Raw genomic sequence first — 11901 nt, 5'->3', positions numbered from 1 at the left:
AGCGCCGACTCCACCAGCGCCTCCGGCGTCGCCTTGCCGTACTTCTGCAGCAGCCGCCGGTCCAGCGAGCCCGCGTTCACCCCGATCCGGATCGGCGTGCCGTGCTCCTTCGCCGCCCTGGCGATCTCCTTGACCTTGTCGTCGAACTGCTTGATGTTGCCCGGGTTCACCCGCACCGCCGCACAGCCCGCCTCGATCGCCGCGAACACGTACTTCGGCTGGAAGTGGATGTCCGCGATCACCGGGATCTGCGACTTGCGCGCGATGGTCGCCAGCGCGTCCGCGTCGTCCTGCGTCGGACACGCCACCCGCACGATCTGGCACCCGGAAGCCGTCAGCTCGGCGATCTGCTGGAGCGTGGCACCGATGTCCGACGTACGCGTCGTCGTCATCGACTGCACCGACACCGGTGCCCCGCCCCCGACCGCCACCGTGCCGACCTGGATCTGCCGTGACGCCCGCCGCCGCGCGACGGGCCGCACCGGCACCTCGGGAACGCCGAGGGGGATGGCGGTCATGGCGTCACTCCCGGTTCCCGGAGACCGTCTCGCGCATGGCGCGCAGCGACTCCTTCAGCGATCCCATGGTGGCGAGGACGGCGGTGGGCTCGTAGCCGCAGTGCGCCATGCAGTTGGCGCAGCGCGGGTCCTTGCCGCGGCCGTACTTGTCCCAGTCGGTCTCCTCGATCAGTTCGCGGTACGTCGGCACGTACCCGTCGCTCATCAGGTAGCAGGGGCGCTGCCAGCCGAAGAGCGAGTAGTTCGGGATCGCCCACGCGGTGCACGGGAAGTCGACCTTGCCCTCCAGGAAGTCCAGGAAGAGCGGCGAGTGGTTGAGCCGCCAGCGGCCCCGGTTGCCGCCCGAGAAGGCCTTCTTGAAGAGCTCGCGGGTCTGCTCGACGCCCAGGAAGTGCTCCTGGTCGGGCGCCTTCTCGTAGGCGTAGGCAGGCGAGATCATCATCTCGTCCACCTGGAGGTCGTCGTTCAGGTAGTTGAGCACCTCGACGACGGTCTGCGGGGTGTCGGTGTTGAAGAAGGTGGAGTTGGTGGTGACACGGAAACCGCGCCGCTTGGCCTCCTTGATGGCCGCCACCGCCTCGTCGAACACACCCTCCTTGGCGACCGACTCGTCGTGCCGCTCCCGCAGGCCGTCGATGTGCACGGCGAAGGCGAAGTAGGGCGAGGGCGTGAACTTGTCCATCTTCTTGCGCAGCAGCATCGCGTTGGTGCAGAGGAAGACGTATTTCCGCTTGGCGACCAACTGCCGCACGATCTCGTCGATCTGAGGGTGCATCAACGGTTCGCCACCCGCGATCGACACCATCGGCGCCCCGGACTCCAGGACTGCTCCGACGGCCTGCGCGACCGGCATGCGCTGCTTCAGCACCCCCGCGGGGTGCTGGATCTTGCCGCAGCCCTCGCACTTCAGGTTGCAGGCGAACAGGGGCTCCAGCTCCACGATGAGCGGGAACTTGTCCCGCTTGCGGAGCTTCTGTTCAGCCAAGTATGTAGCGACCTTGATGGACTGGCGCAGCGGCATGGCCATCGGGCTCACCTCCTGGGGAGCAGCACATTACGGTGCCATTCAAAGAATGCGGGAAGAATGGAACGAAGGACGCGGAAAGCCGATATTCCACCGCGCACCGTGCCGATACGGACGAGTTCATGTTCTGGAGCGTCCACGACCACCCGGACGGCCGCAACCGGACGCGCCCCCGCGCGCCCGGCGCTCAGAAGCGTTGCGGCGGACTCCATGTCGACGGCGATCGCGCCGGTGGCCAGCAGATCCGATCGTTCCTGCCCGCGCACGACGTGGGCGGAGCCGGTGAGGGGGCCGGTGTGGACGGTGCGGCCGGGCACCGCACGCCTGAGTTCCCTGACGAGCAGGTCGGTGCCCTCGCAGGGCGTGGTGCCGCGCGGATCCCGGGTCTCCTCGGCGACGACCAGGTCACCGGGGTGCATGCCGGGTGCCAGCCCCGCGCAGAATCCCGTGGCCAGCACGGCCGCCCCGCCGAGCGCGGGGTCGGCCAGCGCCCGCGTGACGGCCCGCTCGGCCGCCGCCGGTCCCATGCCCGTGCGCAGCACGGTCACCGGACCGCCGGCACCGCTCCGCTCCCCCAGCCGCAGCGCCAGCCGCTCGATGCCGAGCGCACAGGCGATCAGCAGCGGCTCCGGAGCGGAGGGGGCGCTCATCCGCTCCCCTTGGCCCCGGAGAGCGGTGTCCGGGCGAAGGGCTCCCCGTGCACGTAGCGCCCCAGCGCCGTGAGCGGGAACACCTGCCGGTACAGGTGGTAGTTGATCGAGAAGTCCCAGGGGAAGCCGGTCCCGGTGAAGTACGGCTCGTCCCAGGAGCCGTCCTCCCGCTGGGTCGCGGCGAGCCACTCGACGCCGCGGGCGACCGCCGGGGAGTCCCGCTCGCCGGCCGCGAGCAGCGCCATCAGCGCCCACGCGGTCTGCGAGGCGGTGGAGGCGCCCCTGCCGCTCCACTCCTTGAAGTAACGGTACGAGCGCAGGTCCTCGCCCCAGCCCCCGTCGTCGTTCTGCACGCTCTCCAGCCAGGTCACCGCCCGCCGGATCGCCGGGTGCGAGACGGGGAAGCCGGCCGTGGTCAGCGCGGGCACCACGGATCCGGTCCCGTAGAGGTAGTTGACTCCCCAGCGGCCGAACCACGAGCCGTCCGGCTCCTGCGCGGCGAGCAGCCACTCGATGCCGCGCCGGGTGCGCGGGTCGCCGGTGAGGCCCTCCACCGCGAGCATCTCCACCACGTGCGCCGTCACGTCCGCGGACGGCGGGTCGATGACCTCGCCGAAGTCGCAGAACGGCAGCCGGTTGGGGAACGGGCTGGTGTTGTCCACGTCGAACGCGCCCCACGCGCCGTTCCTCGACTGCATGCCGAGGTTCCAGCGCACCCCGCGCGCGACGGCCCGCTCCAGCCGCTCCGGGTCGTGGTGCCGGACGCGGCGCAGCGCGAGGACGACCTCGGCGGTGTCGTCGATGTCGGGGTAGTTGTCGTTGTGGAACTCGAACGCCCAGCCACCCGGCGGAAGGTGCGGCCGGCGCACCGACCAGTCGCCCGGCCGCACGACCTGTTCCCCCAGCATCCAGTCGGCGGCCTTCACCAGCTGCGGATGGTCCGCGGGCACGCCGGCGTCGAAGAGCGCGATGGCCGCCAGGCAGGTGTCCCACACCGGCGACTGGCAGGCCTCGATCATCCGGGCCCCGTCCTCGCGCCACACGGCGTACCGGTCGAGGGACTCCAGCCCGGCGCGCATCACGGGGTGCTGGAGGTCGTAGCCCAGCAGGTGCAGGGCGATGAGCGAGTACACGGCCGGTGGCTGGATGCCGCCCCAGCAGCCGTCGTTCTCCTGCCGTTCGACGATCCAGCGTGCGGCCGACCGCGTCGCCGCGCGCCGCACGGACCTCGGCACGACCTTGCGCAGGGCGTGCAGGCCCTTGTCCAGGCGCTGGAAGGCGCCGTCCCAACTCGCCATCGGGGCGAGGGGTTTGGCGGGGTTCGGCCGGTCCGGGTCGGTGTGCAGCTCGTCCAGCGGGAAGGGCGCGGGCCGTACCGGGCGCTTGGCGGAGACGACGGTCAGCGGGACGATCGTCTGCCGGGCCCAGCACCCGAAGTCGTAGATGTTCAGAGGCAGCCACTTCGGGAACCAGATGAGTTCCGGCGGCAGTTCGGGCAGGTCCTCCCACTTCCACCAGCCGAACAGGGCGAGCCAGATCCGGGTGAAGACACGGGACGCGGCGATGCCGCCCCGGGAGCGGATCCACTCCGCCGCGCGGGCCATGTGGGGCGCGTCCGGCGCGTCGCCGGCCAGCCGCAGCGCGACGTACGCCTCGATGGTGGTGGAGAGTTCGCCGGGCCCGCCGTGGAAGGTGGCCCAGGTGCCGTCCTCGCGCTGCTCGCCGCGGATGAAGAGGGCGGCGGCGCTCGTCGTCAACTCGTCGCGGACGCCCAGGAACTGACGGAGCAGCAGGTCCTCGGCGTCCATGGTGACGTTGGTCTCCAGGTCGCCCTTCCACCAGCCTTCCGGGTCCTGCCGGGCGAGCAGATGGTCGGTGGCGCGCCGGACGGCGCGTTCGGCGGCTTCCTGGACCCCGGCCGCCACCGGGGTGGTGCTGTCGCTTTCGCTGGCCGCGGCAGCGCGGGGCGACACGGCCCCGGTGCTTCCGTCGGTCGTCGCTGTCATGGCTTCCCCTTCGTGCAGTGCTGCAATCGGTGCGTCTGCTGTGGGTCCGCCGTCGGCCGGTGCGCACGAGAACGGCGTGGCACCGGCCGGCGACTACGCGAGGGCTATTCGGCCGATAGTGATCATCTCTTTCGAACGACGACGAAGTCGGCGAGGGCCACGAAGCGGTCCCGCACCTGGTCGGGCATGTCGACGGCGCCCAGGGCCTCGACGGCGACGGTGTGCTGGCGGCGCGCCTCCTCAGCCGTCCACTCGCGGCCGCCGGCCTCCTCGATCAGGGCGGCGCGGGCCGCGAACTCCTCCTCGGAGAAGCTCGCGAAGTCGGTGCTCTTGGCGTCGGCGGCGAGCAGCTCACCGAGCCGCTCGGAAGCACCGCCCCCGGCCGCGAGGGCGGCGACGACCGGCAGGGACTTCTTGCGCTGGCGCAGGTCGCTCCAGGTCTGCTTGCCGGTGGCCTCCGGGTCGCCCCAGATGCCGAGGAGGTCGTCCACGGCCTGGAAGGCCAGGCCGAGGTGGTAGCCGTACTTCTCCAGGGCGTCGGCGGTGCGGTCGTCGGCGCCGCCGAGCACGGCACCGATGGAGCTGGCGCAGGCCAGCAGGGCGCCGGTCTTGTTGCCCTCCATCTCCAGGCACTCCTCGACGCTGACGCGGTCGCGGTGCTCGTAGGAGATGTCCTGGGCCTGGCCGTCGATCAGGGCGCGGGTCGCGGTGGTCAGCCGGCGGGTGGCGCGGCCGGCCTCGACGGTGCCGAGTTCGAGGAGAACCTCGTTCGCCAGCGCGAACAGGGCGTCGCCGACCAGGATGGCCTGCGCGGGGCCGTGCACCTTCCAGACGGTGTCGCGGTGCCGGCGCTGCTCGTCGCCGTCCATCAGGTCGTCGTGCAGCAGGGAGAAGTTGTGGACCAGTTCGACGGCGACCGCGCCGGGGACGCCGACCTCGGGAGCGCCTCCGGTGACCTCGGCGGACAGGATGGCGAGCGCGGGGCGCACCGCCTTGCCGCCGTCCCCGTCGGCGGGGTTGCCCGCGGCGTCGATCCAGCCGAAGTGGTAGGCGGCGACCGTGTCCATGGGAGGCGCCAGGCGGTCGACGGCCGCCCGCAGTACCGGTGTGGCCAGGGTCCGGCCGCGCTCCAGGAGCGCGGCCACGTCCACCGCGGTCTCTCGAGCGGCCTTCGAGGCCGGGGGCACAGTGGGCACAGTCTCTCCTCTTGTTGCGGTGCCGGAGGTGTGGGGACCTGCCGCGCGCTGCTGCGTCGTCACGCCGCCTCCTCGACGTCGAAGAGACGGCGGGGGCGGGGCCGGCCGAGGGCACGCAGCGCGGCGTCCGCCGCGCCGATGCCACTGCGGACCGCGCTCTCCATGGTCGCGGGCCACCCGGTGGCGGTCCACGCTCCGGCCAGGTACAGGCCGGATGCCTTGGTACGGGCGCCGGGCCGCAGCTGTCCGACGCCGGGGGCGGGCGCGAACGTCGCGGTGCGCTCCCTGGTCACGAAGAAGTCCCTGACCTCGGCGCCCCGGCTCCGCGGCAGCAGGCGCTCCAGCTCGGGCAGATAGCGCTCGCGCAGCGCGGCCACCGGCGCGTCGATCTCGTCCTGCGCGGCCGACTGCGACAGCGCGAGGTACTGGCCGGACGTCAGCCCCGAGGCGTCGGTGCGGTCGAAGACCCACTGCACGGGCGTGCCGAGCGCGGTCAGGAAGGGGGCGTCGACCACCTTGCGGTCGTAGACGACATGGACGTTGAGGATCGGCGCGGTGCCGATCCGGAGCAGTCGTGCCGGGTCGTCGAGCGCGCCGTCCGGCAGCAGGTCGTGGGCCTCGCGCTGAGGTACGGCGAGCACGACGGCGTCGGCCGCGAGGGCCTCGCCGGGAACCTGGACGCTCCAACGCCCGTTGTCGCTACGGGAGACGGAGGTGACGCGTGAACGGATCCTGGTGCGCACGCCGGCGGAGTCGAGCGCCTTGCGGGCCAGTCGGTCGTGCAGGTCGCCCAGCGGGACCCGCGCCCAGCCGATGTCGGCCGCGCCCGGGTCGGACAGCAGGCCGGTCTTGAACACCATCGCGGCGAGCCCCAGGGAGGCGTCGCCCGCGACCGCGTTGAGGGTCGCGACCCCGACCAGGTCCCACAGGGCCTCGACGGCACGCGCCGACTGACCGTGCGCGGTCAGCCAGCTGCCGAAGTCCTGCGCGTCCAGCGCCGGATCGGCGAGGTCGAGACCCTTGAGCGCGAGCGCGGCCCGGCCCACCTTGGCGCGCTCGGCGAGTGAGAGGTGCGGATATGTCGCGAGGCTGCGCCCCAGATGCAGCGGCACCGGCAGCGCGTCGCGCCGCAGCCTGCCGAGTCGCCGCCCCTCGGGCTTGGTGACGTCGACGACGGGCACGTCGAGGCGGTCCTGCAACGGCGCCAGGGCGGCGCCGCCGATCCGGTCGAGGAACCAGCGGTAGGCGGTGCAGCAGCGCAGGTAGACGTGCTGGCCGTTGTCGACGGTCAGTGCGCCGCGCTGGAAGGAGAAGGCCAGGCCACCCAGTCGCGGCCTGCCTTCGAGCAGGGTGACGCGCACCCCGGCGTCGGCGAGCGCGAGCGCGGCGGTGACTCCGGCGAGCCCTCCGCCGACCACCACCGCGTCCCGTGCGGGTCCGGACCGCATGCCGTCGGTCATCGCGCACCCTCCCCTGCGCACCCGCCGCGACGCGTCACAGCGCCCCGGCGGGCCGTCGCAGTCAGGGACGCCGTCCGGCCACGGAGGGTTGCGTGCCGTTTCCCGGCGTCGCCGTCACCTTGCCCCGGGCTGTCCATCAGGCGCGCCTCCTGACGGTCCGCCGGGTCACGTGCCGGGTGTCCAGGCCGGACAGACCGCGTACGGCGACGTAGGCCTTCTCGCGTCCGGGCAGCGAGACCCGGCCGCGCAGCACGGCCTCGGGCTCCCGCTCGATGCGGTCGAGGAGACGGCGGTAGATGCCGGCCATGGCCGCGACGCAGGCGCCGCTGCGCCGGTCGAGCATGGGCAGCAGCTGGTACCCCTCGGCGAACAGGGCGCGGGCCCGCCGCACCTCGTAGTGCACGAGGCCCGCGAAGTCGGAGCCCTCCGGCGGGTTCGGTCCGGCGAACCCGGCCGAGCAGCCGAACTTGGCCAGGTCGTCGGCGGGCAGGTAGACGCGCCCGCCCTCGGCGTCCTCGCGGACGTCCCGCAGGATGTTGGTGAGCTGGAGCGCGAGCCCCAGGGTGTCGGCATACTCGGACGCGCGCTCGGCGCCGCGCGCCCCCGGTTCCGTGCCGAAGACACCGAGCGAGAGCCGTCCGATGGCCCCGGCCACACAGCGGCAGTAGACCTTGAGGTCGTCCCAGGTCTCGTAGGTCTCGCCGCGGACGTCCATCAGGACGCCGTCGATGAGCTCGTCGAGACCGTCGAGCGGGATCGGGAAGTGCCGGGCGGCGTGGGCGAGGGCGACGCCGACCGGGTCGGTGTCGTCCTCGCCGATCCCGTCCTCGCGGATGCGTGCGAGCAGCGACCGGGTCTCCTGGAGCCGCTCGAACTTCAGGTCGGCGCCGAGGTCGCCGTCGCCGATGTCGTCGACCCGCCGGGAGAAGGCGTACAGCGCCGACATCGCGCGGCGCTTGGACGTCGGCAGCAGCCGGATGCCGTAGGCGAAGTTACGTGCCTGCTGTCCGGTGACGGCCTCGCAGTAGCTGTAGGCGGCGAGTACCGGTGCGGACACGTGTGGTGCAGACTCCACGGTCCGGATCACCCCTCTCCTCGCAGGGTCACGCCCACCTGCCGCAGCAACCGGAGCTTGCCGGGCTTGGGCGGGCCGGGAAGTACGTCGTACCGGGCGGCGGCGATCGCCTCGACGGCCGCCCTTCCCCCCGCCACGAACCCCGCGAGCAACAGCCTCAGTCTGCCGTGCACGCTACCCACGAGGGGGGCGCCTTCATTCAGGAGCTCGCGGGCGCGTTGCGCTTCGTACGCGACCAGAGCGCGCACCGATGCGCCGGTGGTCGACGCGGCGAGATCCGTTTCCTGGACGTGGAAGCGCTTCATGTCCTCGGCGGGCAGATAGACGCGGTCGCGGCCGACGTCCTCGGCCACGTCCTGGAGGTGCTCGACGATCTGCAGGGCCGTGCAGATCGCGTCCGAGCGGCGGACACGCTCGGGGGTGGTGGTGCCGGTGACGCCGAGGACGAGCCGGCCCACCGGGTTCGCGGACAGTTCGCAATAGGCCAGCAGGTCGTCGTAGGTCTCGTACCGCTTGACGAGCTGGTCCTGGCGATTGGCGGCGATGAGGCCGAGGAAGGGCTCGGGCGTCAGGGCGCAGCGCCGGACGGTCGGCTGGAGGCGGCGCAGCAGGGGGTGGCGGGGTGTCGCGTCGAAGACGCGGCGGAGATCCGCCTCGAAGGCGTCGAGCAGGGCCATGCGGTCGTCGGCCGACCCGGGCGGCACACCGAGAAGGCGGGCGTCGGCGCCGCCGGGGGCGAGATCGCCGTCGCCGATGTCGTCGACGAGGCGGGCGAAGCCGTAGACGGCCATGAGGTCGGTGCGCCAGGCCCGGGGCAGGAAGAAGGGGGCCACGGGGAAGTTCTCTGCCGTGGCCTTGTCCAGCGTCGCGCGCTCCGTGCCGTCCGTGCGCGTCGTGGCGGTTCCCGTCACCGCTCGCTGCCCAGGGCTGGGACGGCACATGCTTCGCGGAGCTGGGGAGTTTCCGTAGCCATTGCCGTCACATCTCCCGTTCTACACTGCCGACCCAATTCACACTATTTCGGACACGCCGCCATGCGTTCAGGCGGCTGCCACCTTGGTGGGTGTCGCGCATTATGGCCCTACTTGCCGTGTTTCGGCACCGGTACAGCTTACGTTGTACAACGCGGCGCGGACCGAGGGGGTGTCCTGCGCATCACAAGAACACACCGATTGGCTTCAAGATTCCTACGGCCACGCAGAGTTGACGCTTCCTTTGCGGCCGGCACAGGGGCCCTTTGCCGACGACGCAGGGCCCCGCCGGAGCGGTTCCGGCAAGGCCCTGAACGGCTGTCTACTTACCCGTGAACTTCTCGTACTCCTTGAGGACCTCGGCGGTGGGTCCGTCCATGCGCAGCTCGCCGCGCTCCAGCCACAGCACGCGGTCGCAGGTGTCCCGGATCGACTTGTTGTTGTGGCTGACCAGGAACACCGTACCGGCCTGCTTGCGCAGCTCCCGGATGCGCTCCTCGGAGCGCTTCTGGAACTTGCGGTCGCCGGTGGCCAGCGCCTCGTCGATCATGAGGACGTCGTGGTCCTTGGCCGCCGCGATGGAGAACCGCAGGCGGGCGGCCATGCCGGAGGAGTACGTCCGCATCGGCAGCGTGATGAAGTCGCCCTTCTCGTTGATGCCCGAGAAGTCGACGATCTGCTGGTAGCGCTCCTTGATCTGCTCACGGGTCATGCCCATGGCGAGGCCGCCGAGTATGACGTTGCGCTCGCCGGTCAGGTCGTTCATCAGGGCGGCGTTCACGCCGAGCAGCGAGGGCTGCCCGTCGGTGTAGACCTTGCCGCTCTCGGCGGGCAGCAGTCCGGCGATGGCACGCAGCAGGGTCGACTTGCCGGAGCCGTTGGAGCCGATGAGGCCGATGGCCTCGCCCCGGTAGGCGACGAAGGAGACACCGCGCACGGCGTGCACCTTGCGCACCCCGCGGTCCTCGCGGCGCTTGACGATCCGGCTGAGCGCCGCGGTGGCGCTGCCCTTGCCCGTCTTCGCGCCGTTGACGCGGTAGACGATGTGCAGGTCGTCCGCGACGACGGTGGGAATGAGTTCCTCGGTCGTATGGTCAGCCACGGCCGTACCTCTCCTCCGCCTTCCAGAAGTACACGAAGCCGCCCAGGGCGAACAGCACCGCCCAGCCGCCGGCGATCGCCCAGACGTGGTCGGGGAGGTTCTCGGAGCCGTAGCCGTCGATCAGCGCGAAGCGCATCAGGTCCATGTAGATCGCGGCCGGGTTCCACTGGAGGATGTTCGCGATCCAGGACGGCTTGTCGGCCAGCATGATCGGAATCGAGTACATGACACCGGACGCGTACATCCACGTCCGCATCACGAACGGCATCAGCTGCGCCAGGTCCGGGGTCTTGGAGCCGGCCCGCGCCATGATCAGCGCGAGGCCGGTGTTGAAGCAGAACTGCAGCGCCAGCGCCGGCACGATCAGCACCCAGGACAGATCCGGGTAGCTGCCGAAGACGCAGGTCACGGCGAACAGCACGATCATCGAGAAGAGCAGCTGCTGGAGCTGCTGGAGCGCGAAGGAGACCGGCAGCGAGGCGCGCGGGAAGTGCAGGGCGCGCACCAGGCCGAGATTGCCGGAGATCGCGCGGACGCCCGCCATCACCGAGCTCTGCGTGAAGGTGAAGACGAACACGCCCGTCACCAGGAAGGGGATGTACACCTCCCGCGGCATCCCGCGGTCGGCCTCCAGGATCACGCCGAAGACGAAGAAGTACACGGCCGCGTTGAGCAGCGGCGTGACGACCTGCCAGAGCTGGCCCAGCTTGGCCTGGCTGTACTGGGCGGTCAGCTTCGCCCGCGAGAACGCGAGGATGAAGTGACGGCGGTCCCAGAGCTGGCGGACGTACTCGACGAGGGAGGGGCGGGCGCCGCTCACGGTCAGGCCGTACTTGGCGGCGAGCTCCGCCGCGGACAGGCCCTCGTCGGGTGACACGGGCGCGGTCACCGCGACTGTGCCGTCGTGTGTGGTCTCACTCACTAGTCGAAACTTTCGTCTTCGAGATGCGCAGCCCCTGCGGGCTGGGCAGCGGCCGGGAGCCGAGCGTTACGCCCCGAATGCTCTCAGGGACGAGCTTGTCAGATGACAGGAGGTCGGCCCAGTCGAGTCAGCCGCCACACCGTACGCCACTTCATGGGCCGGCGGGGTCCGCAGGGGGACCTCCAGCCTTCCCGGAAGCCGCCGAACCAGGCCCGCAGGGCCGGCCGCGAGGGGCGGCGCAGCAGCGTGAGGGCGAGCCAGATGCCCAGGTAGACCGGGACGAGGGCGGCCGGCAGGTTGCGACGGGCGAGCCAGACGCGGTTGCGGGCGACCATGCGGTGGTAGACCGCGTGCCGCGAGGGCGCGGTCGTCGGGTGGTACAGCACCATGTCCGACCGGTAGTCGATCAGCCAGCCCGCGTCGAGCGCGCGCCAGGCGAGGTCGGTCTCCTCGTGCGCGTAGAAGAACTCGTCGGGCAGGCCGCCGACCTCGGCGAAGACCCGGGTGCGCACCGCGTTGGCGCCGCCGAGGAAGGTGGTCACGCGCGAGGAGCGCATCGGGTCGGAGGCCCGTAGCCGCGGCACGTGGCGGCGCTGGGTGGCGCCGGTGTCGGGGTCGGCTATACGGAAGCTGACGATGCCGAGCCGGGGGTCGGCCTCGAAAGCCTCACGGCACAGCTGAGCGGTGTCGGCGCGGGCCAGCAGGCCGTCGTCGTCGAGGAACAGCAGTATGTCGACGTCCCGGCCGCTGGGGCCGAAGGCCTCGATGCCCACGTTGCGGCCGCCCGGGATGCCGAGGTTCTCCGGCAGCTCGACGGTGCGCACTCCGGCGGGGACCTCGGGCACGGGTGAGCCGTTGCCGACGACGACGACGTCTATCGGGTCACCGTCCTGCTTGGCGACCGAGTCCAGCAGCGCGCGCAGTTCCTCGGGCCGGTTGCCCATCGTGATGATGACGGCCCCGACCCGCATCACCGG

The 11901-nt window shown here is 71.4% G+C and carries 12 protein-coding genes; all 12 read right to left on the bottom strand.

Annotated features, from left to right (window positions below; all coding sequences use genetic code 11):
- Positions 1-518: flavodoxin-dependent (E)-4-hydroxy-3-methylbut-2-enyl-diphosphate synthase (locus ACZ7LV_RS14315; RefSeq protein ID WP_471939159.1), on the bottom strand; the 518-nt coding region annotated here is incomplete at its 3' end.
- 4 nt (positions 519-522) lie between these two features.
- Positions 523-1545: an adenosyl-hopene transferase HpnH gene (hpnH, locus tag ACZ7LV_RS14310; RefSeq protein ID WP_471939157.1), complete on the bottom strand. Its 1023-nt coding sequence runs from the start codon at positions 1543-1545 to the stop codon at positions 523-525.
- Between the two features lie 5 nt (positions 1546-1550).
- Positions 1551-2192: a phosphorylase family protein gene (locus ACZ7LV_RS14305; protein WP_471939155.1), complete on the bottom strand. Its 642-nt coding sequence runs from the start codon at positions 2190-2192 to the stop codon at positions 1551-1553.
- Complete coding sequence (shc, locus tag ACZ7LV_RS14300) at positions 2189-4198, bottom strand: squalene--hopene cyclase (protein WP_471939153.1); 2010 nt, start codon at positions 4196-4198, stop codon at positions 2189-2191. The genes ACZ7LV_RS14305 and shc overlap by 4 nt, the downstream gene beginning before the upstream one ends.
- Positions 4199-4320: 122 nt before the next feature.
- Positions 4321-5385 carry a polyprenyl synthetase family protein gene (locus tag ACZ7LV_RS14295; protein ID WP_471939232.1) on the bottom strand — a complete coding sequence of 355 codons (1065 nt, stop codon included), beginning with the start codon at positions 5383-5385 and terminating at the stop codon, positions 4321-4323.
- 68 nt (positions 5386-5453) lie between these two features.
- Positions 5454-6854: a hydroxysqualene dehydroxylase HpnE gene (gene hpnE / locus ACZ7LV_RS14290; protein ID WP_471939151.1), complete on the bottom strand. Its 1401-nt coding sequence runs from the start codon at positions 6852-6854 to the stop codon at positions 5454-5456.
- A complete protein-coding gene (locus tag ACZ7LV_RS14285) occupies positions 6851-6991 on the bottom strand; it encodes a DUF6380 family protein (protein WP_471939149.1) in 141 nt (46 codons plus the stop codon). The genes hpnE and ACZ7LV_RS14285 overlap by 4 nt, the downstream gene beginning before the upstream one ends.
- Positions 6991-7941, bottom strand: coding sequence for a presqualene diphosphate synthase HpnD (gene hpnD, locus ACZ7LV_RS14280; RefSeq protein WP_471939147.1), 951 nt, complete (start codon positions 7939-7941; stop codon positions 6991-6993). Before hpnD ends, ACZ7LV_RS14285 begins: the two co-directional genes overlap by 1 nt.
- Positions 7938-8840, bottom strand: a complete 903-nt coding sequence (gene hpnC / locus ACZ7LV_RS14275; protein ID WP_471939145.1) for a squalene synthase HpnC — start codon at positions 8838-8840, stop codon at positions 7938-7940. Before hpnC ends, hpnD begins: the two co-directional genes overlap by 4 nt.
- 382 nt (positions 8841-9222) lie before the next feature.
- Positions 9223-10002, bottom strand: a complete 780-nt coding sequence (locus ACZ7LV_RS14270; protein WP_471939143.1) for an ABC transporter ATP-binding protein — start codon at positions 10000-10002, stop codon at positions 9223-9225.
- Positions 9995-10924: an ABC transporter permease gene (locus tag ACZ7LV_RS14265; RefSeq protein ID WP_365449848.1), complete on the bottom strand. Its 930-nt coding sequence runs from the start codon at positions 10922-10924 to the stop codon at positions 9995-9997. Before ACZ7LV_RS14265 ends, ACZ7LV_RS14270 begins: the two co-directional genes overlap by 8 nt.
- 98 nt (positions 10925-11022) lie before the next feature.
- Positions 11023-11895, bottom strand: a complete 873-nt coding sequence (locus ACZ7LV_RS14260; RefSeq protein ID WP_471939230.1) for a glycosyltransferase family 2 protein — start codon at positions 11893-11895, stop codon at positions 11023-11025.
- Positions 11896-11901 lie beyond the last annotated feature (6 nt).

The sequence above is a fragment of the Streptomyces sp. NPDC107562 genome (assembly GCF_055657325.1).
This window is presented reverse-complemented; position numbering and strand designations above follow the sequence as displayed.

What these genes read in the sequence shown, in the direction of transcription:
- ACZ7LV_RS14285 (WP_471939149.1), bottom strand. Translation starts at nt 6,991, where the DNA reads ATGGACAGCCCGGGGCAAGGTGACGGCGACGCCGGGAAACGGCACGCA.
- shc (WP_471939153.1), bottom strand. Translation starts at nt 4,198, where the DNA reads ATGACAGCGACGACCGACGGAAGCACCGGGGCCGTGTCGCCCCGCGCT.
- hpnE (WP_471939151.1), bottom strand. Translation starts at nt 6,854, where the DNA reads ATGACCGACGGCATGCGGTCCGGACCCGCACGGGACGCGGTGGTGGTC.
- ACZ7LV_RS14305 (WP_471939155.1), bottom strand. Translation starts at nt 2,192, where the DNA reads ATGAGCGCCCCCTCCGCTCCGGAGCCGCTGCTGATCGCCTGTGCGCTC.
- ACZ7LV_RS14260 (WP_471939230.1), bottom strand. Translation starts at nt 11,895, where the DNA reads ATGCGGGTCGGGGCCGTCATCATCACGATGGGCAACCGGCCCGAGGAA.
- hpnH (WP_471939157.1), bottom strand. Translation starts at nt 1,545, where the DNA reads ATGGCCATGCCGCTGCGCCAGTCCATCAAGGTCGCTACATACTTGGCT.